Here is a 24,644-nt window from a genome sequence, read left to right on the forward strand (position 1 = left end):
ATTTTTTTTATTGACTCAACTATACCAGTATACGTACGTATACAAAAAATCTTAATAAAAATACATATTTTCGAGTCCTGCTAATCGGGGCAAGTCCGCTGGCCTCATATATTTTCCCACTCACCGACTGTGCCGATCGCGCTGGCGATCGAGTTTAGCTAAAAATGCACCCGAAACATCCGCCACAATGCTAATTATCCGATACAAAGCCACGGCACCCAGAATTATACCCGTAGAAAAGCGATCGGAAAGCAGGGCGATCGCTGTTGCTTCAAATACTCCCATTCCCCCCGGTGCACCAGGCACAACTAAACCGACAACAAACGCAAAACAAAAAGCACCGAACAAGTTGGGAATATTGCTAAATTCCACCGGAGTTAAAGCCGTTACAGTTAGCAAAAACCCGCAGCCCCGCAACCCGATAAAACATATTTGTCCGATTAACGGCACTAAAGGATAGCGTTTAATTGGCAAATTAATTTTGCGGCTGGACTTGACATTAGATGTTTTTTTAGATATATTGGAGGTAGACTCTACACGAGAATTCAGTGGATCGCCCGCAGCCTCCCCTGTATTTAAATTTTCCCTATTATTCTTTGATAACTTCAACCGCTCTACAAACAGAACGATCGGATTTAAAATTCGGGGATGAATCGCCGTTAAAATAGCAGCACAACCAACAATCCGCAAAAACCAATTGAATTTGTCAAAACAAATCAACCCAATCAAAACGCCCGCAGAAGCCATCAGCAGCGGTTCCAGCAACACGCTGAGAGTAGCAGCTTTCGGGAAAATACCTGCTTTTTTGGCGTCCAATATTCTACCCCAAAAATGCCAAATATTCCCCGGCAAATACTTGGCAATATTAGTTTTGAGAAAAACTTGAATCGCCCAGGCCGCAGTTACAGGTTGCCGGAATTCCCGCAAAATCAACATCCACACCCAGCCGACAAAAATTAGAGAAAATAAAGTGACGCCAAGGGCGATCGCCAGCAACGGAAAACTTTCGGCTCGAATTTGGATATTCGCGACTTCTCGCCAGTGAGTTAAAAAAGCTTTGGCAATAAATAAAAACGTCCCGCCTAAAATCAAATAGCGCAAATAAGGTTTTAAATGCGATTTCGCGAGATTGAAAAAATTCTGAATTCGATGCAAGTGTTGTTTTCCCATTTTCTGATCCCGATTTTGAATTTGGGATTAAGTTATACTGTTTTAGATTTTATATTTTAGATGAGCCAAGGCAGAATTGTGGTTGATTTACACGGCATGATATGACGGAATAAATCAGTTTGACCTGAAATGTTGCACCATTGTCAAGAACGAGCTCTCCGGCCCGTTCCACAATAACTCAACATTTTTGTGGAACAGGCATCTTGGCTGTTCCTAAACAAGTAATTGAGAATGGTGTAACATCTCAGTTTAACCTAACCTATGGACACTTCTACAGACAGTCCGTAATGCCCGCCTTACAGACTATTTAAGGCATTTTTAACCACAAACTAAAATTTAAAATCTAAAATTTAGATCGATATACCTCACTAGGAGTACATTTCTATGCCCGGCCCGAGCCCTGACGGTCTTTCCTATCTTTTAGATGATAGCCCCAATAGTTTCGCCTTGACTCCGGGCTTTTTGACTCCTTATCCTAACGGATTTTTTGCCCTCGGTGGCAACGATTTTATTGTCGGTTCGTCGGATGCCGAAATAATTAGCGGTGATAATGGTAACGATCGCATTCTCGGCGGTGGCAATTCCGATACGCTGTTCGGGGGTGCGGACAACGATGTGCTTAACGGCGGTGCCGGCGCAGACTTCCTGTTTGGCGATGTCGGCAGCGATACCTTGCAGGGAGGTAAGGGAGATGACGCCCTCAACGGTGACTCTGGCAGTGACGTTTTAGTGGGCGATGGTGGCAAAGATATGTTGACAGGGGGTTTGGGCCCAGATACCTTTGTCCTCCGCAGCAACTCCGCAGTCTCCGATCCGGTGGCTGCAGACGTGATTACTGACTTTAACAGTTTTGTGGATGCGATCGGACTGACTGACAATCTTACCGAAGCTGACTTGATTCTGGAAGAAATATCGATCGCCCCCGGTATTTCCAATACATTAATTAAAATTCGTCAATCCAATGCTATTTTAGGCTTGGTAGCCAACGCATCTCCACAAGACCTCGCCAATACATTCATCTCTGCAACTACCGTATTGGGCAACCAACTTGATCAAGCTCGCGATTTAGGCGTTTTGGGCGGCACTCAAACGATCGCAGACTCGCTTAGCAACGCCCGGCCAGACGGCCTTTACCGCTTTATTTTGCCTGCAACTAGCGACTTTAAATTAACTGTCAGCGGTTTGACGGCGGATGTTGACGTTGCTCTAATTAAAGATATTAACGGCGACAATTCTATTGACTTCACCGATATTATTGCTTCTTCTCAACAACCGAATTTATCGCCGGAGTCGATCGACATCAACGGTTTAGCCGCAGGAACTTACTTTGTCCGAGTTTATCAATACCAAGGCAGTACAGATTTCTCCCTCAATCTGTCAGCAACTCCTGCAACTGTTTCTCCTAACAATCCGAGCAACTTGCAGGGTTTTGACTCTCGTTTTGGGTTCGGTTTGGTGAATGCAGCGGCAGCAGTTGCTAAAGCTCAAGGTACTGCAACTTTTCCTGATGTTCCCGACTTGGGCGGCGAGGATTGGGGCAGAGATTTAATTAAATCTCCAGAAGTTTGGGCCCAAGGCTTGACGGGAGACGGAATTGTGGTGGCAGTTATCGACAGCGGAGTTGACTATAATCACCCGGATTTGATCGGGAATATTTGGAGCAATGTGGGGGAAACTGGTGTTGATGCGATCGGTCGCAATAAAGCTAGCAACGGGGTTGATGATGACAACAATGGCTTTGTTGATGATTTCCGGGGATGGGATTTTGTCAACAACGATAATGACCCGATGGATGATAACAATCACGGCACTCATATCTCAGGTTTAGTTGCTGCGAAAAAAGATGGGGTTGGGATTACTGGAACTGCTCCAACTGCGAAGATTATGCCTTTAAAAATACTCGATAGGGTCGGGGTGGGTAAAATTCGGGATGAAATTAATGCAATTAATTATGCGGTGGCAAATGGAGCAAAGATCATTAATGTGAGTTTGGGTGGCCTACAGTTGAATGTTCAAGAATTGGATGCGATTCGAGTGGCTGAAGCTCAAGGCGTGATCGTGATTTCGGCGGCGGGAAATGATGCTCGCCCACAAGCAGATTATCCGGCTCGGTTTGCCAATGAGGTAGGAATTGCTGTCGGTGGTGTTACCCGAAATGGCTTGTTTGCAAATTATTCTAACCGGGCGGGTGCGGAGACAATTAATTACTTTGTTGCTGCAGGCGGCGACGCTGGCACGGCGGATTCTGGTGACATTTATTCAACTGTGCCACTTTCTCAACCGGGGATTCCTTATCGATATTTTGCGGGTACTTCAATGGCAGTGCCACAAGTATCCGGCGTGATAGCTTTGATGTTGCAAGCTAATCCGAATCTGACTCCTGCTGATATTAAAAGGATTCTTGCGGAAACTGCGAATCGAGCGGTTTGAATTGGATTTTGTGCGATCGCGATCTACAATCCTCAATCTTCTACCAATTATTAAAAGAAAACCGTGGGGACAGGGCAATGCCGTGTCCTACTCCCCGCACCGGACACGGCATTGCCCTGTCCCTACTTTTGAGAATTGGTATTAAAAATTGGCGGCGTAAGTTAAGTCAAATTGGCGGAGCAGAGTGATGCAGCAGTAGCTTGGTCGATCGAATACTAACTCGTAATTTATCTGGCCGTCTATTTTGGTGATCGGCTGCTTTAAAGGGATGCCCTGAATGTCGTATTGCCGGCGTTCTAAGGCACTCCAGTCGATAATTTTGAAGTCGATTTGGTTCTGTAACTCACTTGCGATGAGATATAGGTGCATCTTGTCTTGAACTTTCCCAGTCAAGGGAACTTTTATTAACACTGACTGGGTGACGAGGGGTTTTTGGTCGTTGGGATGCTTCTGGGTGTGGCAGCTTTTGAATTCTATATCGTAAGGTTCTACCTTGAATTTCTCTCCACTGGCGATCGCAGATGAGTGCAAATCTTTCAGGCACTTTTCAAGGTGAGGAATCAGCCCTAAGTCTGGATCACACAGCAGTTTACGAATGTTGGAGGTTTCAGTGACTGTCATTTGAGATTTTTGATGTTATTTTTTTATTCTTAACTTCTAGCTTACCACGAAAAGCCAACCTATCGAACTCTACTTGCGACATACTTCCATAAATGCCGTTTATAGGCAGATTTCGCAGTGAATAAGACATTTATTTCTGGGCAGCAAACCCGTGTTTTTTGCTTCATGTTTTAGATTATTTTTTGGTAATTTTCCACAGATTAAGCTCAACATTAGTGTCAGCCGGATCTATTTGATAGTTTTGTTGCTGAATTGCCAATCGCAAAGTAGAGGACGGTCTGTATAAAAACAACTCACTGAAACCGCTGGGAATTTGCGGGGGTTGGGGTTTTTTCTTTGCCAATTCTCGATTTTTGTAGCAAGATGTGTAACAGCGGGGTTCTATTAGCAGTTTGACTTTTGGTTCTAGGTAATAACTTAAAGGCATAATATATGCGATATTGGCATCGCTGATAAATAGGGGGTTGCTGGCTTGATTGACAACCCCAGCTACTTCCAAAGCACCCAACCAACCGCTTCCTTTATTCCACCAAATATCTGCTTGAGAACTAACTCCACCGGATATAATACCTGCGGAAAAAACTGTAACTATAACAATTTTCCACAGTTTTTTCTGTTGGAAGTTCTCCAAATTGTTACTAATTTTCGCAGACAGCAGGTAAGCCACTGCTAGCTGAATTCCCACATAACAAGGAACTAAATATCGCGGATTTGCCGATCGCCTTCCACCCTTAATTATATCAGGTACTGCTAAAAACAAAGCAGTTGTTGCAATTAATAACAATACAATCAACCACACTCGCTTTGGTGTTTGTCGGCATAAATAATAAATGGCATAGCCGACTAAAGCTAGAATCATGATACCAACTGGAATTAGCAAGGCTAGTTCTGTGGCGTTGGCAGTTCCATCAATGCCAATATCAAAAAATGCTATGCTTACGGAACCAACCCACCTGCTGACTAATCTTAAGTAATTTGTTTGTTCTGCCCATGCTGTTGTGCTTCTAACTTGATTGAAGTTTTCTACAGTATTTACCAGGGAAGGCATGAAGCCGATCAAAGCGATTAAAGATGCTACATAATAGGAAATGAATGTTTTCACATCGCGCCAGTTGGCAATAACTGCGACGTAAATTGCGTGGGCGGCAGCGACGCAGACAAATAACAAGTGGGTGTAGAATCCCAGTGTTGCTGTGCCTGCATAAAGCGCCCAGGAAAGAACGAGGGCGACAGCATTTTGGTCAGAGCGCATTGCTCGCAGCAAGGCTGCACTGGATAAAATAGTAGTTAATGTCCACAAACTGTACTGTCTTGCTTCTTGGGCAAATAGGATGTGGTAGGGAGAAATTGCGAAAATTGCGATCGCCATCCACGCTACGGCTGAAGATTCAAATAACTCCCAAGCCAGCCAATAAATTGCGGGAAATACTAGCAGGCTAATCACGGCGGCCAAACTTCTCATTGCTGCAACGGAACTGCCGAACCATTGCGCCCAATATCGCGCTAGTACGTAATACAGAGGGGGGTGTTGGGGATCTTCTGTTGCTAAAGAATGTAGCGTGTCAGTTAAATTGTGTTCTGAATTTATCTGCTGATATTTTTGTAAATCCGCAGGCGAGGTTATTTTCTGGTACGAAATTTCTTTGATTATTTCGACTTCGGTGTAGCCAGAAACTCTCAAAGAAGTATATGTTTCGTCGATCCAGTAAAATTTGCGATCGAGATTGGCGAAGCGAAATAAAATACCGATGACTAATACGGCGATAATTAAAAATCGCAGCCACTTGTCAAGTGCAGGGTTGTGAGAATTTAGTCGATCGCGATCTTTCGTAGATTCCATTTTATAACTAGCTAATCTCGCACAAATTTTTTCTGTTACCCCCCCCGTAGGGTGCGCTAGGCGCACCCTACTAACTTAACAGCTTAACAGCCAGAGAAAGGACTTCAGTCCTTAGTGCGAACAAAGGAATGATTAATCATCCACTCCTTCAATCGGCGCAAAACCCTGCCGCTGAATATTTTCGGTTATGGTGCGGGGTTCGAGGAATTGCAGCAAATAATCCGGGCCACCCGCTTTAGAACCAACTCCCGAAAGTTTGAATCCTCCGAAGGGTTGCCGCGATACCACAGCCCCGGTAATTCCGCGATTTATGTACAGGTTTCCGACTTCAAAATCGGATGCAGCTCGATCGATATGTGAAGGCGTGCGAGAATACAATCCGCCGGTTAAAGCAAAATTCGTGCCGTTAGCAATAACAATCGCTTCGCTGAAATTTTTTGCCCGAATCACCGACAAAACTGGGCCGAAAATTTCTTCTTGGGCGATAGTTGCTGTCGGCGATACTTCGGTAACAATGACTGGGCCGACAAAATAACCGGTTTCTGGTGCCGGCATTTCTAAAGCTATGTTAGCTTCGGCGCGACCTTTTTCGATGTATTCGCGGATGCGCGAATGGGCATTTGCATCGATCACAGGGCCGACTTGAGTGCCGGGATTTTCTGCTGGGCCGACATTGAGCGATCGCGTCGCTTCTACCAATCTTGCCACAAAATTATCGTACACTGATTCGACTACAATTACTCGCGAACAAGCGGAACATTTTTGGCCACTGTAGCCAAATGCCGAATAAACTACGCCTGCAACTGCTTGGTCTAAATCCGCACTTTCATCGACAATAATTGCATTCTTGCCGCCCATTTCCGCAATTACTCGTTTCAGGTGTTTTTGTCCAGGCTGCAAAATCGCAGCATCGGCATAAATCTGACAGCCCACTTCCTGAGAACCGGTGAAAGTAATCATGTGAACATCAGGATGTTTCACCATGTAAGCGCCGACGGTTGAACCTTTGCAAGGCACGTATTGAAATACCCCTTTGGGGATTCCGGCTTCTAGCAAAATCTCTGTGATTTTTGCTGCAATTACTGAGGAAACTTCCGCTGGTTTGAGCAAAGTACAATTACCAGCTACCAGCGATGCAACTGTCATGCCGACGGGAATTGCCAGGGGGAAATTCCAAGGTGAAATGATTAAAGAAATGCCGCGCGGCTGATAGCTGTAGCGGTTAGTTTCTCCGGGAATGTCGTAATTCTTCCCTTGTTCTAACCGTTCCATTTCGTCGGCGTAGTAGCGGCAAAAATCAATAGCTTCGGAGACTTCTGCATCGCATTCTCTGACAGGTTTGCCGACTTCAAACACCATCCAAGCTGATAGTTCGTGCCGCCGCTGTTCCATCAATTCTGCAGCTTTGCGGAGGACGCCGGCGCGCTGGCGGACGGGGGTTTTTCGCCAACTGGTGGAGGCTGCTTTTGCTGCTTCCAGGGCTTGTTTGGCCTGTTCTTCGGAAAGCAATCCGATGTTGCCAACTACTTCTGTAGGATTGGAAGGGTTGAGGGAATTAACTGTTGCTTCAGTATTTTGGTACTCGCCATTGATTAGGGGTAAATAGGTTTTACCTAAGTTAGCCCGCACTGATTTGATGGCTGTTTCTGCTTGTTGCCGCAATTTGGTATTAGCGTAGTCGGTATCGGCAACGTTGGGAAATACTTTGCTGTAAACTAGCTGGTCATTTCCATTAGCAACGGGCGCGGCTAACAATTGTTCGATCGGCATTTCTTCGGAACTTTGCCGGATGAAAGAACTGTTGGCGGTATTTTCCAGCAAACGGCGGATCAAATAAGCCATTCCCGGCAGCAAATCGCCGTAGGGGCAGTAGACTCGGACGCGATAACCCCGATCGACCAAAAGCTTAGCCAATTTGTCGCCCATGCCATACAGCACTTGCATTTCAAAGCGGCGGCGCGGGATGTTGAGAGTTTCGGCAATGGCGATCGCCCTGGCTTGCGATCGCACATTATGACTGCCAATAGCTGCATACAAATATTCGTGATTTTCGAGCAGCAACTGCGTCATCTGCTCGAAATTGGCATCGGTAGCAACTTTGTCATTGTAGACCGGCTGTGGCCAATCTTTCTGCATCGCTTTGATAGTTTCCTGATCCCAGTAAGCGCCTTTTACCAGCCGCACTGTTACTGGATTTCCGCGTTTTTTTGCCCAGGAAATCAGGTTTCGCAAATCTTGAGCACTGTCGCGCAAATATGCTTGCAATGTAATTCCAATATCCGTGCGACTGCGAAACTCTTCCTCTAACAATAAATCTTTGAGAATGCTCAGAGTCAAACTCTTGTAAGCATACTGTTCCATATCGAAATGAACCGCCGCGCCCAACTCGTTCGCGCGACGCAGTAACAGGCGAATTCTCTCGCTTACTTTCTCCTCACTACCTTTAGCATCCAACGGGTCAAACTGAGAATAAAAAGCTGTTAACTTTACCGATACTTGCACTCGCGGCAGAGTTTCGCCGTCTGCTTTGTCAATTGCATCTACCTGCGGCCAATTCTTCGCTGCCTTCGCCAGTTCCTCCATCAATTCCAAATATCGGTTAAGATAAATTTGCGCCTCAGTTTCAGTGATGACAGCTTCCCCCAAAAGGTCAACTGTAAAACCCATTTTATCTTTGCGAAGTCGCTCTAAAGTTTTAACTACCTGCTTGATATTTTCCCCAGAAATATACTTGTGCGCCAAAGTTTCCACCGCAGGCGCAACCGTCGTCGCAGCCAATTGTCCAGGAATCGAATCGGCGTTAGTAAAATTGAGCAATTTTTTCAATGCTTCGGGCAATTCTACCTCTTCAGTGGTCAGGTATTCTTGCAAGTGGCGGGCAATTTCCGGCTTGCTGCGGAGGGCCGGCAAACAGTCAATAAATCGAAACAACTGCACCCGCAGTCCGGGGCTAGCCATAGCCCAATCCATTAGTTTGTCGTCCCAGCGCATTTGGTCTTGCAGTTGACCGAAAAAAGATCGCTTTTTGTCTTGAGTTGCCTTCAGTATTTCTTTGGCAATTTCTTGGGTTTTTGCTTCGTAGATGCTTGGAGATATTTGTGCAACCATTGGTAATTAGTAATGGGTAATTTGTAATTGGCAACCAGGGCGGGTTTATGTATTGTGTAACTACCCCCTGATACAATTATAGTTGCTATTTGACTTCAATTTTAACTTGGTAGTTTGCTTGGCGATCGCCTGAAATTTCAATAGTATAATCGCCACTACTGGCTAGTTGACCTTGCCACTGACCTGTGCTGTTAGCAGTACCTAAGTTTTCACCGTTAGGAGCAATAATTGCGGCGCTAACTTGACCTTCTTGAACATTAATTGTCATGCTTTGGCCGCTATTGCACTCCAGTAAGTAGCGCCTGGATAGGTTGGCTCGCAAACTATTGCTCAGAGTAGTTCCCGTAGCACCGGCTGGAAAGTAAACTCGCTCAGTTACAGGGGTTTCAACCGCAGCGGGAGTTGGAGTTGGAGAAGGCAACGGCAACGGCGACGGTGACGGCGAAGCAAGTTGCGGAAGTCCAGACAGAGAGGGTATTTGAGTGGGACGGGGCGACGGAGAGATTGTGGGGGGGAGTCCATTTCCAGGGGCTGGGGGAAGTCCGGGCCGGCGGTTGAGGGGCGCTGTTGCGACAGGGGGAGGGCTTTCGGGGAGGGGTACGTCAGCGGGTAGTTTGATTTGAAGGTTCGCTCTTTCCTGATACATTCTCCACGCTAGCAAACTGCCGAGACTCAGGACCGAACCGACTAACATTCCGCTGAGAAAAACTGCTAATATTTGCCACGAGCGAGCTGGTTTTGGTTCAGGGTTGGCAGTTGGAATTGTTGGAGGCGGATAACTTGCAAGTGGAGTTGTTTCCGGCGCGATATCGGCGGCAATTGGAATTGTTTCGGTTTCGTCGATTGGCGCTGAAATATCTTTGGTCGCGGCAATTTCAGCGGGAGTTTCTGCCGGTGCGGAAGTTGAATCGCCACTGGCAATTTCACTGCGCTCGAACTCATCGCTGGCAGTGGAAATTGTTTCCGGTTGCTGAGTCAAAATTTGTTTTTTTTCCTGTTCGTCGCTCATGGGGCTAAATTTATTTTACCTTTAATGTCGAAAGAATGCTCACACCGTACCGTAGGTCGGTGTTGAGATGAATGGAGACCAACAAATAAACGCGCGGAGCGCAACCTTATGGTAAAATAAAGCCATAAAGTTAATCACTTGGTCATGTTTGTACTCGAAGCCAAACTCAGAGGTTCGACAAGACAGTTTGCCATCATCGACGAGATGATACGCACGGCTGGCTTGGTCAGAAACAGTGGGTTAATCGCAAAAAGAAAGGCTCCAACAAGCGTAAAAAAGCGATTAACAAACTGGGAAAAAAACACCTGAAAGTCTCTCGCCAGCGTAAAGACTTTGCCGTGAAATTGGCAAGGTGCGTGGTTAAATCTAGCGATTTGGTGGTGTTTGAAGACTTGAAGGTGCATAACATGGTTAAAAACCATCGCCTTGCCAAAAGTATTAGTGATGCGGCTTGGAGACAATTCTTTGAATGGTTGGAATATTATGGGCAAGTATTCGGCAAAATTGTCATTACCGTGCCTCCTCAATACACCAGCTCTGAATGCAGTTCTTGTCATCGAATTGTCAAAAAGTCTCTGTCCCAAAGAACTCATGTCTGTCAATGTGGATTGACTCTGGATCGGGATGAAAATGCTAGTCGCAACCTTTTGGCAAAAGGATTGGAAATTGTGAGTAGGGGGGGACACTCCCGAATTAACGCTCAAGGACATTTGAACCTCTGTCAAATAAGTGAAAGCTTGCTTGATAAGTTTGGTGGTTGATTTGGGAACCCCACGCTGTATGCGACAGCATCAGCGTTGGGAGGATGTCAGAAAGACCGCTTTTAGACATTTTACGTTACTGGTGCGATCGCCTGCACTGCACCCATACGGCACGGCTATTGACAAAATGCCGTCCGTGTCGATCGAGAAATCTCTCTGCTGGGGCGATCGCAATTTACCAATTTTTGGTAAATATTGAGCACAAATTGCGATCGCAACTTACTATAGCAATCCTAAATCATTTGTGAATTTCTTACTCCCTCCCCTTGGTAAGGGGAGGGTTGGGGTGGGGTAAAAAATTTACGACTCATTTAGGATTGCTATACCGGACTCAATTATTAGGCAAAGACTGCCAAAAAGGCCGCTCTTCTGGCTTCCTCACAGTATTCGTCGCAGACTGCACGTTTCCTTTCAATTCTTGATAATACCTGTCATCCAGAAAACTAACGCTGACGCCCGCAGGAAGCAGCAGTTGGCGCAATCTTTCCTGAGTGTAATCTACACCGTCAATCATTGGCCCGCGCGGATTTGAAACTAACAACTTGCCGTTAACTGGCACCGAATTGACCATATTCGGCCACCAAGCATAACCGCTGTAGCCAAACATCACCGGAACTTGAATAATTTGGTCGTCTCCGAGTAAAAACTCTCTTTTCAACTTCTCTATAATCGGATTAAGTTTCTGATTTTGCAAATAGAGATTGTGTTGAATTAAAGCGCGATTTTGCAAGGCGGCGCTGACTGTTGTTTGAGTGCTCAAACCACGATTGATCGCCACATCGCCGTAACCTCTTCCCTCCAATTCTTCCAACAGCTTAACTCCGGCTTCGGGACTGGCGATCGCCATTACATATTGTCCGGGAGTTTGAGTGGGAATAAAATTGATAATTTCATCGACTTGGCGAGTCAAAAGCCAAGAAGTATCAATATCCACTGGCGGCCCTTGAATTCTCTGAGCTTGAATAAAATCAAGTACCTCTGGATTAAAACTAGCATTTCCCGAATTCCCATAATAAACTCGACCCATTGGGTGTCCGGGAATCGGCGGTGTCACCTGCAAATTACCGTATCCGTCAGACCACTGACTTACAGGATCTAAAGAACGAGGATTGCCAATTTTAACTACTTTCAAATCCCGGTCTTGAGTTGATTTAACAGGCGGGTTTTTCTCTGGCTCGCTATTGGTTTTTAGGGCTACATTAAACAGGCGTACTTCCGATTGTTCGGGGAGTTGAACGTAGCCGTTTTTCTGGGTATCTTGCATCCAAGTGTGATCGCCCTGGAGAATTTTTACTTTGGCGCCCGTGGGTTCTACTGCTTGTTTTAGTTGCGAGATAAATTCGCTGTTGACCGCGCCTCTGTCGCTGACCTGAACTTCAGTTACTGGTGCTGTATTGGGCGCTATCATCCAAGGACTAACGCCCATTTGAATAGTTGTAGATGCGATTTCTTGACCGTTGTTTTGGGCAGTTGCTTTAAGATTAACAGTGCCGTTCCAGTTGCGATCGGCAAATTGTTTAGCTTCGACACCTAAAACAATATTCGTGCTGAAAACTAGAGGTTTAGCACCGGATATATCTACAGGTTGCCAGCCGTCGCCCGTCTTCTGGAAAACGCTGATGTGAGGGCTAGCAATGCTGTCAGCCGTGATAAATAACTGAGAGGTTTTGAAGTTTTCAGACAGGTTCAAGTTAACTTGAGAAAGCATTGCTGCACGGCGGGGAGCGCTAACTTTGGTTTGTTTCCAAGTCGGTATCTTGCCGCGATCGTTATTGCGATCGTTAAATAAAATTAGCGCGCCCTTGGACAAAGACCATTGTTCTTTTCCGGCGTCGTCTTGCTCGTTAATTTGGCCATCTCGGTTGGTATCTCCCGCAAAGAAAAAGTTCGGCGACGACGCGGCGGGTGTAACTGGGGTGGGGGTTGGTGTTACAGTTGATTCAGGAGTTGGTTGAGGAGTTGCTTGCTGATTTCTCTCTAACTCTTGTCTTTCAAGTTCTTGTCGGGCTAATTCTTGTCTGGCTAACTCTTGCCTTTCAAGTTCTTGTCGGGCTAATTCTTGCTTTTCAAGTTCTTGTCTTTCAATTTCTTTACGGGCTAACTCTTGCCTTTCAAGTTCTTGTCTTTCAACTTCTTTACGAGCTAATTCTTGCCTTTCAAGTTCTTGTCTGGCTAACTCTTGCCTTTGGAATTCTTGCCTTTCAACTTCTTTACGGGCTAATTCTTTCCTTTCAAACTCTTGCCTTTCAAGTTCTTTACGGGCTAATTCTTGTCTTTCAACTTCTTTACGGGCTAATTCTTGCTTTTCAAACTCTTGCCTTTCAAGTTCTTGTCTAGCCCGGTCTTTTTTCTCTTGCTCTTTTCTCTCTATTTCTCGACGAGCAAATTCTTTTTTCTCTTGCTCTTTGCGGGCTCGCTCTCTTATCTCTTCTTCCTCTGCTCTAATTTTCTCAATAGAACGTGCAACTTGCATTTCATAGGTAGCGACACTGAGGTTTCCTTGGTATTCGATGGTTTTGTCGATCGCCCCATCGGCCAAAAAAGATTCGTGAGGAATGAGTCGCAGCGTATTGATAGCCAACTCCCACAGCCGCTGAGACTGTTCCCAAGTAGCAGAAGAAGGATTAGAAGTGCGTCCAATTTCGACTGCTTTGGCGGCTAATTTAGCAGCATCGTCCCAATTATATTTGGCTCTTTCTTCTATTTGAATCTGACTTTGAACATTTTGGAGTTGCTGCGTCAGAGTTTGGGATTGCTGACGGTGGATTGCTGATTTCCAAAGTTCACCAGGAAACGGGGCGCTGTCGGAAGTTTTGGCAAGGTTATCTAATTGTACTTTCAGCCGATCGCGCAATTTGTAGAGTTCGGAAAGGGATTGCGGAGTTTCGCCCTCTGACTGTCGCCCAGAGAGTGCGAGTTGGTAGTTTAGGGAAGGTTGAGCCACTGTTGTGGGGACTGCAACCCAAATAATACCGATGACGACACCGAAACCATTGATAATGGCGATCGCAATATATCGAACCCAGCGCATATAGTTTATCCTCAGACACGCCAATAATTTTACCTAATCTTGGGAGCAATGGGGGATTTAATTATAAGGTTGTTGGGTCGGGAAGGGCGATCGGCTTTTTTTCATGTCGAAGGACGGTTAACTCGAATCAATTTACCGTTCAAAGTATCGATCGCAGAAATAGCCTCATTAATTCGGGTCGCCTGTCTTTCCCAGTTGCTATCTTGAGTACAAATGATAATACCAGCATGGTTGGGTTGTGAGCGATGCAGTCGAATGAAATCCCCTCGATTGAGAGTCAAAACTGCTCGCTCATTACTCACTGCAAAAGCCAATACATCCTCATCAGGAATTCCTAATCCTGCGTTTCCGGCTTCTTGAACTGTTAAAACATCGTGACCTAAAGGTCGAAGAAACTCAACTACTGGCAACGGATACTGTTCGTCTGCATAAAGTCGCGCCATGTTTTAGGCTTCCTCATTTTCTTTGATTGCTTGTTCAATTTCTTCTGGGTAAGCATCAGCATAAGCCCAAGCATTGACTAAATCAGCCGCAGTCAAATGGGGATAGCACTTAAAAAGTTCCGCATCGCTGCATCCGAGACGGCGATAACCCACCAGTACCCAAACTTGTATGCGAGTATTGCCGACACAGGCATCCCCTCCACAGACACCGGGAGTCTTTTTAATGCCTAAAGAACCGTTAGTTAAATTTTGAGTTAGGATGCTGATTAGTTTAGCTTTATCAGCGAGATTTAAGGTTAAGACTTGAGTTTCTAATTCTTGTATAGTCATAAGTGCGATCACCGGAATATATTATCTAGATTATAGCAAATTCCCGCCATGTTTTATGCGGCCTCATTTCTAGTGATCGCAGCTTCAATTTCCTCTGGGTGTGCCTCAGCATAAGCCCAAGCATTCGCCAAATCTGCTGCACTCAAATGAGGAAAGTCTTGCAAAATCCGCACATCACTTGCACCCAGAATGCGATAATTTACCAGCGACCAAATAGGTATGCGAGTCTTGGCAATTCTAGCATCGCCACCGCACACGCCCTGAGTTTTTTCTATTCCTTGCCAAGTATTGCTTAAACTTTGAACTAATAGCTGTATTGCCTGAGTTTTTTCAGCGGGAGTTAAGGCAAGGAGTTGTTTTTCTAATTCTTTCAGTGTCATTGTTTACCATCTCATAAACTTTACTCTATGGGGAAGCCAGGAATCAGTAGATCGATTTCTACCATCAGTTGCATGGTTTCTTTGAGCGCAACTACCACTTTTTGATAGTGCAGTACATCATCAAAAGATAAGGTGCGTTTGGCTTTCTTACGGTCTTTGAGCCATTTGTCTAAAACCTGATAACCGCCAATTTTAAACTCCCAAACTTCGGGGGCGATGCCTTCAAAATAGCGGGTTTTGTTGATATAAACTCGTTGTTCTGCGGGTTTATAGGTAACTTCGGTAACGGCATTGTCACCATCGCCACTCATTTTAGTAATCAGCTTATTCAGCTTTTTCGATTTCATCAGGTGCAGGTCTACCAATGCCTGACCTTTTGCACCCAAGTCTTTAAATAGCTGGTCGTTGCTGGTCAAAGGCACACGGGGAAAGTCGATTTTGAGGAATTCGGCGTAGCGTTGGCGATAGGTGGGGCTATGGAAGATGGCGTAGATGTAGTAAAAGATGGCTTCTGGGGTGGGGACGTAGCCAAGTTTTTCACGAATTGCTTTAATGAAATCCGATGACAAATTCGGAGATTTTTCCACAAATAAATTACCTTGATTGTTTTGAGTGTCAGGGTAAAGATAGAGAGGAAAAGCATTACTACCATCTTTCAACTCAACAAACAATGCTGGGGTTGGGGTGTTAGAGATAATTGCATGCGCCCATTCTTCAGCTTTTGTTTGTCTACAAACATTGATAAAATAATTTTCTGAAATTGAATGTTGCTGAAAAATCAATCGAGGACGATCCATTATAATCGAACTAAAACAGCAAAATCTTTTATCAAAAGGGCGATAAAAGCACTCAATAATTGAGCTTTCCCAAGTGGGATTTTGACGTACCTGAGTTCTAACAGTTGCCACGTTCCATGTCTGACTATCTTCAATAAGATATTTAACCTTTATTTCATTGTCTGTGAGTTGGCGATTTTGAAGGTCATACAATCTCTGTTTCATTTCCTCCTTTGAAAAGCTGAGCGCGAAATGATCTCGATGACTTTGAAAACCCAGAGTGTTCACAGGAAGAATTTTAGTAATTTGCCAGCCTGTGTTGTACTCAGCTTTTACTTTTGAATTTTGTTGTATGAAAAAATACTCTGGTGTCTGAGGTTCAAGCATTTCCCATTCAACTTCATCAATATCTAGCAAATTTAAACTTTCATATTTAGATGCGCGATCGCCCCATAACTCTGCATGGTGAACTTTAGCGGGTGTATCCTTTCCAGGTGCTTTAACAAAAATTCCAATACTCACACCCTGTTGAATATCAAAGACATTTTGATCTGGTGAACCATCGGGAGAAACTTCTTTCTTCTTAGAATTACCGTGTAAATCTAAAATGTAGATATCAGTAAAGGTTTGCATCAAGTTCTGGCGCATTCCTCGAAACGTTGGATTATCCAGATAACTGTGATTAGTAACAAACGCTAAAACACCATAACCAGTTTCACTGACTCGCCATTGTCCAAAGCGAATGAATTTAACATAATCATCTTGCAACCATTTAGGATTCTTTTCACCTAATGGCACACCATCCACATAGTAATAATCTTTAACTAAACCCGCGATCCACTCGCTTTTATTTGCCGAATGTCCTGAATAGGGCGGATTGCCCAACACCACCATCACAGGTGTATCTCGTTTTACCATCGAAGCTTCATTTGCTTCCTGTGCCACAAACTGACCAAACAAAATCTCTGACTTTTTCATTGCCTCATCTAGCGTATTGGTGAGGTAAATACCTAATCGTTGTTTGCCCTTAAATTTGTAACCAAGTTCTTCAAGTTCTAGCCCTAGCTTGAGGTGAGCAATGGCATAGGGAGCCATCAATAACTCAAATCCAAACAACCGATTCAGCAAATTGTCTCGCACATAGCTATCCCACTGATTCGCCATGCCAATTTCTTCTAAATTGCGGTAAATTTGCTTCACCACTTCATACAAAAACGTACCCGTACCCGTTGCAGGGTCGAGAATTTGTACTTTCGGCTTTTGTGTTACTGGATCTTTGGCGTTATCAGCTAATCCCAATGGCAAATCGAAGCGGTCTTTGAGAATGGCATCAACCGATCGCACAATAAACGACACCACAGGTTCCGGTGTATAATAAACCCCTCGACTCTTTCGCAAAGCTGCATTGTACGCCGCCAAAAACGTTTCATAAAAATGCACCACCGGGTCTTCTTGCCGAGTGCGCTGCCCAAAGTTTTCGAGAATGCTACCCATATCAACCTGAGACAGCAATTGCACCAAATCGTCGATCGCCCAATCGATCTGACTGACTGCATCCGTTTCGACGATCGTATTAAACAATCGCTTCAAAAATGGGTTTGTTGCCGGAATATACGTGCCCGCCGTGCGCCGAGTAAACGGTTCACACCCTGGATTTTGAGCATGACCAACTCTTGCCGCAAATAACCCATAAGAAATCGTCTGAGCATACATATCAGCAAAATCAGCATCATTCAAATCGGGCAACAACACCTCACTAAAGCCCTGTTTCAGTTGATGCAATTCGCCGTCTTTCCTTTCTCCCTCCAGCGCAGTTGTTGTTGCTAACCTAATTGCCTTCGTCAACCTCGCCATCTGTCGCGCCAGGTCTTCAGGACTGCTGATAATCTCGCCTGTATAATTGATAAACTGATCTAGCAGAGCCGCAATCTTTTCTGTAGCCCTTACTTGCAGCTTATTCTCATTACGATCTGCTAAAATTTCCTTCTGCCTGCGCTTCCCATTCACATACCAACGAAACTCTAAATAATTAGTCAATACTAGATTCGGAAACGCTTCTATATACCGCTGCAATTGCTCCGATTTTTCTATCTGATCCAAATCTAGCCCAACGTCTTTGGCTTCTACATAACCCACCAGTAGTTCCCGCCGCCGCACGGTAAAGTCTGGAATCCCTGCCTTGTTTCCTTTTTCTTCAATGACGGCATCAATGCCCTTGTCTGAGTCATCCAGCAAATCTTTCAGCGCTGGATAATGGCTGCGCTCGCTACCTTTTTGCAGGTTATTTTGAATCGACTTGAGGTAAGCATCAAAAGATATAGATGGCATTGAATCAGTTTCCTGGTTTAGTTTGGAAATGTTTCCTGAATTCGTTTAATGCTATTATAGTAGATAGAATAGTCCTGGAGATACGGGGCCAGAAACCGGGTTTTTTAGGAAAATACTTCGTGGCTACCGACAGATTAGATAAAAACCCGGTTTCTTTGTCGGAGTAAGTAAGCCCTATATGGATTTATTCTCTTTTTCGCTGACCGAAAGGTAAAAATCATGAAATGTCGCTGTTATTTCTTAATTTTTATCCTTATTGGATTATCCTTAACAAGCTGCGGGCCACCGCCGTCATTTCGAGAAATTGATCGCACATTGAAAGATAGTAATGCGATCGCAGAACTTAGTTTAAAGCTGCAAACAGACGATGTAACTAAGAATAACATCCCCGCGAGTCCGAAGAGTGGGAAGTTCGATCGAACTACCAACTCACCGGAAGAAAGTGCGATCGTATTAGGGATATTCGGGTTTCAGTTGATATGTTATTTGTTAGTTTGGAAGTTTCGCGGGAGGGAAGAAGCTAACAGGATGCTGAGAAGAATCAGAAGAAGAGTGAAGTGAGGATAGATACTTGCTAAACCTCATTTTTTCTTAGTGCGGTTGCGTTTTCTCGATTCAGCCGCCGTATTTTTTGCTTTTTTTTGTTTTTCTTTACTTGCTTTAGATTCATTGACAGCACTACCACTTATCGGTTTGCTGGAAAATCCCGATGTATCGGAGTTTTTAGCTGCCATTATAGGAGCAATGCTAGCATTATATATCTCCTGAAATTGTGTTAGACCTTCCCCCGTACTCATATCAAACCCTGCTTGCTGACCTAGCGTTACAAAGGATTTGGCAAATCCAAAATTAGAGGAATCTTCCATAATTTCCTGAAATTCCGACTCGATATCCCGCAGGTATTTGATAATTGAAGTGGCATTTCGCAGTTTAAATTCTCGCTTCAAAAATTGCCAGAACGCCAATAATTCCGGGATAGCATTTTCACCTTCTTCCGGCGAAAGCAAACTCACTTTCCTGGGAAACAACTCTTCGACTACAGTTTCCGCATCTTCCACTTTCATGCTAGGCAGCGTAAAACCTTCATAGCCGAAACCGTAATAAATGAACTGCGAGATCCAAAATCCAACGTCTGGATAAGTTTTACAGTATTCTTCTCCTTCGGGAGAATTGACAAATAGCTCGATTAGCGTTTCCTGATAATCTTCCAGGAGTGGTTCTGCTTCGTCATAATCTAGGCCATTTAGTTGGCGGATATTAAAAGGTTGATCTGACATAGTTGAAAATTTTTTAATTTAATTGACGTTAGCTCTAATGTTAGTACAATTTTTGCAGCTCTATTAATTCTTTAGGATTTCATTATATTTAAAAAATCTCCGATCGCAGGTATATTTGACTAGCACCGATCGCCCGTGACTATTTAAACCAAGCTAGCATTGTATAGGGCGATCGCCCTATACACCGAACAGCGAAAGATGTGATATAATCTCAAGTAAAACTATAATTGTTTGAGCTTGGCAGTCCGCCACTTCAAATTATGAAGTCAACACAACAGTTGACAGCAATTATTGAACGAGAAGGCGACGGATATGTATCCCTTTGCCCAGAAATCGATATTGCCAGCCAAGGTGACAATATAGAAGAAGCGCGACGGAATCTGATCGAAGCGTTGGAACTATTTTTTGAGACAGCAGATCCTTCTGAATTCAAAAACTTGCTGCATAGCGATCGCCCTTCACTACAACCTACGAAATATTCTGATAATAACGTTGAATCTTATCTGCAAAAATCGGAATCAACCTGCTAGCTGTATACTCTAGTCTCATGCAATTCCTCTTCTTGGCTAAACTCAGCTAATTCCTTGAGAATTTCACGGCGCTTAACACTACGCTGCTGTTTATAGGCGATCGCACTTGCCAAACTTATCCGCCGCTGGTTTCCTACTTTTCCATAGGCAATTTCCCCATCATCGAGCAATTTGACTACAAATTGTGGCGACACATTGAGCAAAGTCGCAGCTTCTTCAACAGTCATATCTTGCTCAATTGGCACTAAAGACACTGCTTTACCAGCGGCCATTAAATGTGCAGCTTGACACAACAATTGATAGAGTGATTCAGGAAGTGCGATCGCTTCCCCGCCAACTTCCACCAATTTTACTTTGGATGTCTCAGCATCACCACTTTCTGTCTTGAGACATAGCATTTTATCCAACAATTTGATAGCTTTTGTTTCTGCTTCTGTTGGTAAAACCGGATCTAGAAGTATTTTTTGTCTGTTCATGGTAATGTTTCCTGAATTGGTTTAATGCTATTATAGTATATTGAATTTATTAATGACCGTTAATGCCTGACTTAGAAAAAGGTCTAGCCGCTTTTAATAACCAAGATTATACCCAAGCCTTTACCTTGTTAAAACCACTAGCAGAACAAGGAAATGCTGAATCCCAGTGCATAATTGCCAGTATGTACCATTTAGGATTAGGTCGAGAAAGGATGATATTAGAAGCAATTAAATGGTACATCAAATCCGCTGAGCAAGGCTATGGTGTTGCCTCAAACAACTTAGCAGGAATTTATCTATGCGGTGCTGATGGTGTAACAGCCGATCGCACTGAAGCAGAAAAATGGTTTCAAAAAGCCAGAGAACAAGGATTTTCACATACACCGATTTCCAGTGAATATGTGAACAAAGCTAGCATTGCATAAAACAACACCAAAACAAACTCCAAACAAAAACCCGGTTTCTCCAAGAAACCGGGTTTAATCATCCGCGTTAATCCGCGTTCATCTGCGGTTGCAAAATCCTACAACTGCTTCACCTCAGAAACCAATTTGGCAACCACATCCTTAGCGCTACCAAACAACATCATCGTCTTATCCTTGTAGAACAACTCATTGTCTACACCCGAAAAACCAGCACTCATCCCGCGCTTAATCACGATCGTATGCTTAGCTTTATCAACCTCCAAAATCGGCATCCCATAAATCGGGCTCGCCGTATCGTGACGCGCCGCCGGATTCACCACATCATTCGCCCCGATTACCAACGCCACATCCGTTTCTTCAAACTGCGGATTGATATCGTCCATATCGTACAACTGCGGATAAGGCACGTTTGCTTCCGCTAAGAGCACATTCATGTGCCCCGGCATCCGCCCAGCCACCGGGTGAATCGCGTATTTCACGTCAACACCCATTTTTTCCAAACCGTCGGCTAACTCGCGCACGGCGTGCTGTGCTTGCGCTACAGCCATCCCGTAACCGGGAATAATTACAACCGATCGCGCATAACCCAACATCATCGCACTTTCTTCGAGATTGATGCTGCGAACAGTTTTGTCGATCGCATCACCAGCAGCCCCAGCAGCACCCGCAGCACTACCGCCACCGCTACCAAACGCGCTAAACAGCACACTACCAAGCGATCGATTCATCGCCTTGCACATGATTTGCGTCAAAATAATCCCCGACGCGCCCACCAATGCACCAGCGATAATCAGCATATTGTTCATCAAAATGAACCCAGCCACACTCGCCGCAATCCCCGAATAAGAATTAAGCAGCGAAACCACCACCGGCATATCGCCGCCCCCAATCGGTAGCACAAACATGATTCCCAGAATATTGGAAATCGCCACCAACGCCAGGAATACCGGCACATCCTCCGGCTTCGTCAGCATATAACCGCTGCCGGCTAAAAGTGCGATCGCCAGCATGGCATTAAACGGCTGTTGCAGCGGAAACGTCATGGGCGCACCCGGTAGCAATTCTTGCAGTTTCGCAAACGCCACAAGGCTACCAGTGAAAGTAATTCCGCCAATCAGCACACCCAAAAGGATAGTGATTGTCGCGTCTGGAGTTGGCGATTCCGGGATGCTGAGATAGCGCCAGAATTCGCCCACAGCAACGAGTGCAGAAGCCGCGCCCCCGAAACCGTTAAGCAAACCCACCATCTGCGGCATATCCGTCATCGCCACGGTATTCGCCATAATTGTTCCCAAAATGGAACCGACGATAATTCCGACAGCAATCAATTCGTAGCTGACTACTTGCTTTTCCAGCAACGTACCGACGATCGCAATTAACATCCCGATCGCAGCTAACACATTCCCTTGACGCGCAGTTGCAGGGGAACCCAACTGTTTCAAACCGATAATAAACAAAGATGCGGCAACTAAATAACCTAGTTGAATGCCACTGGGCAGAAAATCGCTCACGCTTTAACCTCTTTTTTCTTGAACATTTGCAGCATTCGATCGGTTACTAAGAAACCGGCGACAACGTTAATTGTGGCCAGGGCGATCGCGATCGTCCCCAAAATCGAAGTAACAGTCACATTGCCTTGGCCAGAAATCAGAATTGCACCTAAAACGGCAATTCCCGAAATCGCATTGGAACCCGACATCAAAGGTGTGTGCAGCGTCGGCGGGACTTTATTAATTACTTCAAATCCCACAAACGATGCTAGAGTAAACACCACTAAACCTGCAATCAATCCTTCTGCCATGACAATTGGTAATTGGTAATTGGTTATTAGTCATTAGTCATTAGTCATTAGTCATTAGTTGTTAGTTGTTAGTCAATAGTCATTAGTCCTTAGTCATCAACTGTAAAAGCTTTACCGTTTCCAAACCAGGTCAAACGTCTTCACAGACTGCTGTTTACTGCCGAGATCAGATCCCCCCTAGCCCCCCTTAAGAAGGGGGGGACAAGAAGCATTCAAAGTCCCCCTTCTTAAGGGGGATTTAGGGGGATCTGGCCTTGACTACCAACGAGATTTATCAACGGTTTTAGATTTAAGCTGACACTAATGAAACCACCCATTTTCCTACTAATGACTAATGACTGTTGACTATTAACTAACTAACGGCTGAAGCCTCAGCCGCCAAAGCATCCCGCACTCGCTGATTACTAATCTCACCGTCGCGGGCAACGCAAGCACCAGCAATGATATCGTCTTCAAAATTCAAATTGAGTTCCTTATCCTTCAGCATCAACTGAAGTAAAGAGGAGATATTCTTCGAGTAAGTTTCGCTAGCGTGGACAGGCATAGACGAGGGCACATTAATCGGGCCGATGACATTAACGCCGTTCCATTCAACATCTTTCCCCGCTTCCGTGCATTCGCAATTGCCGCCTTGTTCGCCCGCGAGGTCAACAATTACCGATCCGGGCTTCATTTGAGAAACCATTTCTCTAGTAACTAAAATAGGTGCTTTTCTGCCGGGAACTTGAGCGGTTGTAATAACTGCATCGGAAGCGCTGACGTGTTGGGTGAGCACTTGGCGGGTGTATTCTTTGGCTGCTTCTGATAGTTCTTTTGCATAGCCTCCGGCGGCGACGGTTTCTTCCTTGAGTTCGACATCAAGGAATTTAGCGCCCAAACTTTGTACTTGTTCTTTTGTTTCCGGGCGGATGTCGAAAGCTTCGACTACCGCACCCAAACGACGCGCCGTGGCGATCGCCTGCAAGCCCGCAACGCCCACACCCATTACCAATACTTTCGCGGGGCGAATTGTACCCGCCGCCGTTGTCAGCATCGGAAAATACTTTGGCAAAGCTGCGGCTGCGATCAGTACCGCTTTGTAACCGGCAACGTTGCCCTGAGATGACAGCGCATCCATGCTTTGAGCGCGGCTGGTGCGCGGGATCATTTCCATGCTGAATGCAGTTACTTTGCGATCGGCTAAACGCTGCACTAAAGCTGGATCTCCCAGAGGATTCAAAAATCCGATGAAAACGCCTCCTTCCCGGAGTTGATGAACTTCTGATTCTTGCAGGACTCCGATTTTCACGACGACATCGGCTTCGCCCCACACCCTAGCGGTATCGGCGACAACCTGAGCTCCCGCTTCTTCGTAAGCAAGATCCGAGAAAAAGGATTGTGCGCCGGCACCGGCCTCAACCCAAACTTCTACGCCCTGTTTGACTAATCGGGCTACAGCGTCGGGGACTAATGCCACCCGGCGTTCGCCTGCTGCTATTTCTTTTGCGATCGCTAATTTCATGAACTCTCCTTATTTAAGCCTTCCCAGGGCGGTTGAAACCGCGCCTACACAGACAAAACCTGCCTCCGCAGGTTTCTTGAAGTGCGATTTTTAATCGCCCGATGCCTTGCTTTACATTGAAGCAGCCGTTGCCCTAAACTTCTCTCGTTGATACTAAAGCCGATCGCCCAAATTCGACCCGTATCTTTAACTTATCTTATACATTCAAATTCGCTAAATGGTTAAGTTTGCCACCGATTATGATATAATTTTATGTCGCCTAATTCTGTAGTTTGAATGTCTGTTATCAGTATTACGCAAAAATTACGCAAAAAAAAGTGACCGAAAGCATCCAGGATACAAGCCCCCGGATTCATCCGTCCAGAAATAAAAAACCTGTATCCGAATTTATCCGTGGGGTCAATCTA

At 45.1% G+C, this 24,644-nt stretch carries 20 protein-coding genes and 1 pseudogene; 6 read left to right on the forward strand and 15 right to left on the reverse strand.

Going from position 1 to position 24,644, the window contains the following annotated elements:
• Positions 1-120: 120 nt before the first annotated feature.
• Positions 121-1,170 carry a UPF0104 family protein gene (locus tag Q5691_RS09260; RefSeq protein ID WP_333310199.1) on the reverse strand — a complete coding sequence of 350 codons (1,050 nt, stop codon included), beginning with the start codon at positions 1,168-1,170 and terminating at the stop codon, positions 121-123.
• Positions 1,171-1,554: 384 nt separating this feature from the next.
• On the opposite strand from Q5691_RS09260, the gene Q5691_RS09265 reads away from it, so the two are divergent.
• Positions 1,555-3,600 (forward strand): S8 family serine peptidase, encoded by a 2,046-nt coding sequence (locus Q5691_RS09265; RefSeq protein ID WP_333344591.1) that lies wholly within the window; start codon positions 1,555-1,557, stop codon positions 3,598-3,600.
• Positions 3,601-3,741: 141 nt separating this feature from the next.
• Here Q5691_RS09265 and Q5691_RS09270 read toward each other — a convergent pair whose 3' ends face one another.
• From Q5691_RS09270 to Q5691_RS09285, 4 genes are all read right to left on the reverse strand, one after another.
• On the reverse strand, positions 3,742-4,221 hold the full coding sequence (locus Q5691_RS09270; RefSeq protein WP_333344593.1) for a hypothetical protein: 480 nt from the start codon (positions 4,219-4,221) through the stop codon (positions 3,742-3,744).
• Positions 4,222-4,396: 175 nt separating this feature from the next.
• The gene (locus Q5691_RS09275; RefSeq protein WP_333344595.1) at positions 4,397-6,061 is read right to left on the reverse strand and encodes a glycosyltransferase family 39 protein; all 1,665 of its coding nucleotides are present in this window, start codon (positions 6,059-6,061) and stop codon (positions 4,397-4,399) included.
• 132 nt (positions 6,062-6,193) lie between these two features.
• Positions 6,194-9,169, reverse strand: coding sequence for an L-glutamate gamma-semialdehyde dehydrogenase (gene pruA / locus Q5691_RS09280; protein WP_333344597.1), 2,976 nt, complete (start codon positions 9,167-9,169; stop codon positions 6,194-6,196).
• A gap of 85 nt (positions 9,170-9,254) precedes the next feature.
• A complete protein-coding gene (locus Q5691_RS09285; RefSeq protein ID WP_333344599.1) occupies positions 9,255-10,178 on the reverse strand; it encodes a hypothetical protein in 924 nt (307 codons plus the stop codon).
• A gap of 239 nt (positions 10,179-10,417) precedes the next feature.
• Between Q5691_RS09285 and Q5691_RS09290 the strand changes: the two are divergent.
• Together Q5691_RS09290 and Q5691_RS09295 are read left to right on the forward strand one after the other, a co-directional pair.
• Positions 10,418-10,939 (forward strand): annotated as a pseudogene (locus tag Q5691_RS09290) (RNA-guided endonuclease InsQ/TnpB family protein); the annotation flags it as partial.
• 19 nt (positions 10,940-10,958) lie between these two features.
• Positions 10,959-11,138 (forward strand): hypothetical protein, encoded by a 180-nt coding sequence (locus Q5691_RS09295; protein WP_333211391.1) that lies wholly within the window; start codon positions 10,959-10,961, stop codon positions 11,136-11,138.
• 132 nt (positions 11,139-11,270) lie between these two features.
• Here Q5691_RS09295 and Q5691_RS09300 read toward each other — a convergent pair whose 3' ends face one another.
• The 5 genes from Q5691_RS09300 to Q5691_RS09320 all read right to left on the reverse strand — a co-directional run bounded on the left by Q5691_RS09300 (position 11,271) and on the right by Q5691_RS09320 (position 18,227).
• Positions 11,271-13,970 (reverse strand): protein-arginine deiminase family protein, encoded by a 2,700-nt coding sequence (locus Q5691_RS09300; RefSeq protein ID WP_333344601.1) that lies wholly within the window; start codon positions 13,968-13,970, stop codon positions 11,271-11,273.
• A gap of 101 nt (positions 13,971-14,071) precedes the next feature.
• Entirely contained in the window at positions 14,072-14,413 is a 342-nt protein-coding gene (locus Q5691_RS09305) for a DUF5615 family PIN-like protein (protein WP_333163649.1), read from the reverse strand.
• A 3-nt stretch (positions 14,414-14,416) separates the two neighbouring features.
• A complete protein-coding gene (locus Q5691_RS09310) occupies positions 14,417-14,743 on the reverse strand; it encodes a DUF433 domain-containing protein (RefSeq protein WP_333211394.1) in 327 nt (108 codons plus the stop codon).
• Between the two features lie 53 nt (positions 14,744-14,796).
• Positions 14,797-15,123, reverse strand: coding sequence for a DUF433 domain-containing protein (locus Q5691_RS09315; RefSeq protein ID WP_333211396.1), 327 nt, complete (start codon positions 15,121-15,123; stop codon positions 14,797-14,799).
• Positions 15,124-15,143: 20 nt separating this feature from the next.
• Positions 15,144-18,227 carry a type ISP restriction/modification enzyme gene (locus Q5691_RS09320; protein WP_333211397.1) on the reverse strand — a complete coding sequence of 1,028 codons (3,084 nt, stop codon included), beginning with the start codon at positions 18,225-18,227 and terminating at the stop codon, positions 15,144-15,146.
• Positions 18,228-18,446: 219 nt separating this feature from the next.
• On the opposite strand from Q5691_RS09320, the gene Q5691_RS09325 reads away from it, so the two are divergent.
• Complete coding sequence (locus Q5691_RS09325) at positions 18,447-18,788, forward strand: hypothetical protein (RefSeq protein ID WP_333211399.1); 342 nt, start codon at positions 18,447-18,449, stop codon at positions 18,786-18,788.
• Positions 18,789-18,808: 20 nt separating this feature from the next.
• On the opposite strand, the gene Q5691_RS09330 is transcribed toward Q5691_RS09325, so the two are convergent.
• Positions 18,809-19,504, reverse strand: coding sequence for a hypothetical protein (locus Q5691_RS09330; RefSeq protein WP_333211401.1), 696 nt, complete (start codon positions 19,502-19,504; stop codon positions 18,809-18,811).
• 260 nt (positions 19,505-19,764) lie between these two features.
• Here Q5691_RS09330 and Q5691_RS09335 point away from each other — a divergent pair, with 260 nt between their 5' ends.
• Positions 19,765-20,034 (forward strand): type II toxin-antitoxin system HicB family antitoxin, encoded by a 270-nt coding sequence (locus Q5691_RS09335; RefSeq protein ID WP_333344604.1) that lies wholly within the window; start codon positions 19,765-19,767, stop codon positions 20,032-20,034.
• Here the strand turns inward: Q5691_RS09335 and Q5691_RS09340 are convergent.
• On the reverse strand, positions 20,031-20,510 hold the full coding sequence (locus Q5691_RS09340; protein WP_333226804.1) for a helix-turn-helix domain-containing protein: 480 nt from the start codon (positions 20,508-20,510) through the stop codon (positions 20,031-20,033). The genes Q5691_RS09335 and Q5691_RS09340 overlap by 4 nt on opposite strands.
• A 62-nt stretch (positions 20,511-20,572) precedes the next feature.
• Here Q5691_RS09340 and Q5691_RS09345 point away from each other — a divergent pair, with 62 nt between their 5' ends.
• Complete coding sequence (locus tag Q5691_RS09345; protein WP_333211406.1) at positions 20,573-20,935, forward strand: tetratricopeptide repeat protein; 363 nt, start codon at positions 20,573-20,575, stop codon at positions 20,933-20,935.
• 98 nt (positions 20,936-21,033) lie between these two features.
• On the opposite strand, the gene Q5691_RS09350 is transcribed toward Q5691_RS09345, so the two are convergent.
• From Q5691_RS09350 to Q5691_RS09360, 3 genes are all read right to left on the reverse strand, one after another.
• A complete protein-coding gene (locus Q5691_RS09350) occupies positions 21,034-22,446 on the reverse strand; it encodes an NAD(P)(+) transhydrogenase (Re/Si-specific) subunit beta (protein WP_333280323.1) in 1,413 nt (470 codons plus the stop codon).
• A complete protein-coding gene (locus Q5691_RS09355; RefSeq protein ID WP_106150865.1) occupies positions 22,443-22,736 on the reverse strand; it encodes an NAD(P) transhydrogenase subunit alpha in 294 nt (97 codons plus the stop codon). Before Q5691_RS09355 ends, Q5691_RS09350 begins: the two co-directional genes overlap by 4 nt.
• A 352-nt stretch (positions 22,737-23,088) precedes the next feature.
• On the reverse strand, positions 23,089-24,237 hold the full coding sequence (locus Q5691_RS09360; protein WP_333211410.1) for a Re/Si-specific NAD(P)(+) transhydrogenase subunit alpha: 1,149 nt from the start codon (positions 24,235-24,237) through the stop codon (positions 23,089-23,091).
• Positions 24,238-24,644 lie beyond the last annotated feature (407 nt).

Origin of the sequence: Microcoleus sp. w1-18aA5, assembly GCF_036701705.1 — a bacterium.
GTDB lineage: Bacteria > Cyanobacteriota > Cyanobacteriia > Cyanobacteriales > Microcoleaceae > Microcoleus.

What these genes read in the sequence shown, in the direction of transcription:
- Q5691_RS09260 (WP_333310199.1), bottom strand. Translation starts at nt 1,170, where the DNA reads ATGGGAAAACAACACTTGCATCGAATTCAGAATTTTTTCAATCTCGCG.
- Q5691_RS09265 (WP_333344591.1), top strand. Translation starts at nt 1,555, where the DNA reads ATGCCCGGCCCGAGCCCTGACGGTCTTTCCTATCTTTTAGATGATAGC.
- Q5691_RS09270 (WP_333344593.1), bottom strand. Translation starts at nt 4,221, where the DNA reads ATGACAGTCACTGAAACCTCCAACATTCGTAAACTGCTGTGTGATCCA.
- Q5691_RS09275 (WP_333344595.1), bottom strand. Translation starts at nt 6,061, where the DNA reads ATGGAATCTACGAAAGATCGCGATCGACTAAATTCTCACAACCCTGCA.
- pruA (WP_333344597.1), bottom strand. Translation starts at nt 9,169, where the DNA reads ATGGTTGCACAAATATCTCCAAGCATCTACGAAGCAAAAACCCAAGAA.
- Q5691_RS09285 (WP_333344599.1), bottom strand. Translation starts at nt 10,178, where the DNA reads ATGAGCGACGAACAGGAAAAAAAACAAATTTTGACTCAGCAACCGGAA.
- Q5691_RS09295 (WP_333211391.1), top strand. Translation starts at nt 10,959, where the DNA reads ATGCGACAGCATCAGCGTTGGGAGGATGTCAGAAAGACCGCTTTTAGA.
- Q5691_RS09300 (WP_333344601.1), bottom strand. Translation starts at nt 13,970, where the DNA reads ATGCGCTGGGTTCGATATATTGCGATCGCCATTATCAATGGTTTCGGT.
- Q5691_RS09305 (WP_333163649.1), bottom strand. Translation starts at nt 14,413, where the DNA reads ATGGCGCGACTTTATGCAGACGAACAGTATCCGTTGCCAGTAGTTGAG.
- Q5691_RS09310 (WP_333211394.1), bottom strand. Translation starts at nt 14,743, where the DNA reads ATGACTATACAAGAATTAGAAACTCAAGTCTTAACCTTAAATCTCGCT.
- Q5691_RS09315 (WP_333211396.1), bottom strand. Translation starts at nt 15,123, where the DNA reads ATGACACTGAAAGAATTAGAAAAACAACTCCTTGCCTTAACTCCCGCT.
- Q5691_RS09320 (WP_333211397.1), bottom strand. Translation starts at nt 18,227, where the DNA reads ATGCCATCTATATCTTTTGATGCTTACCTCAAGTCGATTCAAAATAAC.
- Q5691_RS09325 (WP_333211399.1), top strand. Translation starts at nt 18,447, where the DNA reads ATGAAATGTCGCTGTTATTTCTTAATTTTTATCCTTATTGGATTATCC.
- Q5691_RS09330 (WP_333211401.1), bottom strand. Translation starts at nt 19,504, where the DNA reads ATGTCAGATCAACCTTTTAATATCCGCCAACTAAATGGCCTAGATTAT.
- Q5691_RS09335 (WP_333344604.1), top strand. Translation starts at nt 19,765, where the DNA reads ATGAAGTCAACACAACAGTTGACAGCAATTATTGAACGAGAAGGCGAC.
- Q5691_RS09340 (WP_333226804.1), bottom strand. Translation starts at nt 20,510, where the DNA reads ATGAACAGACAAAAAATACTTCTAGATCCGGTTTTACCAACAGAAGCA.
- Q5691_RS09345 (WP_333211406.1), top strand. Translation starts at nt 20,573, where the DNA reads ATGCCTGACTTAGAAAAAGGTCTAGCCGCTTTTAATAACCAAGATTAT.
- Q5691_RS09355 (WP_106150865.1), bottom strand. Translation starts at nt 22,736, where the DNA reads ATGGCAGAAGGATTGATTGCAGGTTTAGTGGTGTTTACTCTAGCATCG.
- Q5691_RS09360 (WP_333211410.1), bottom strand. Translation starts at nt 24,237, where the DNA reads ATGAAATTAGCGATCGCAAAAGAAATAGCAGCAGGCGAACGCCGGGTG.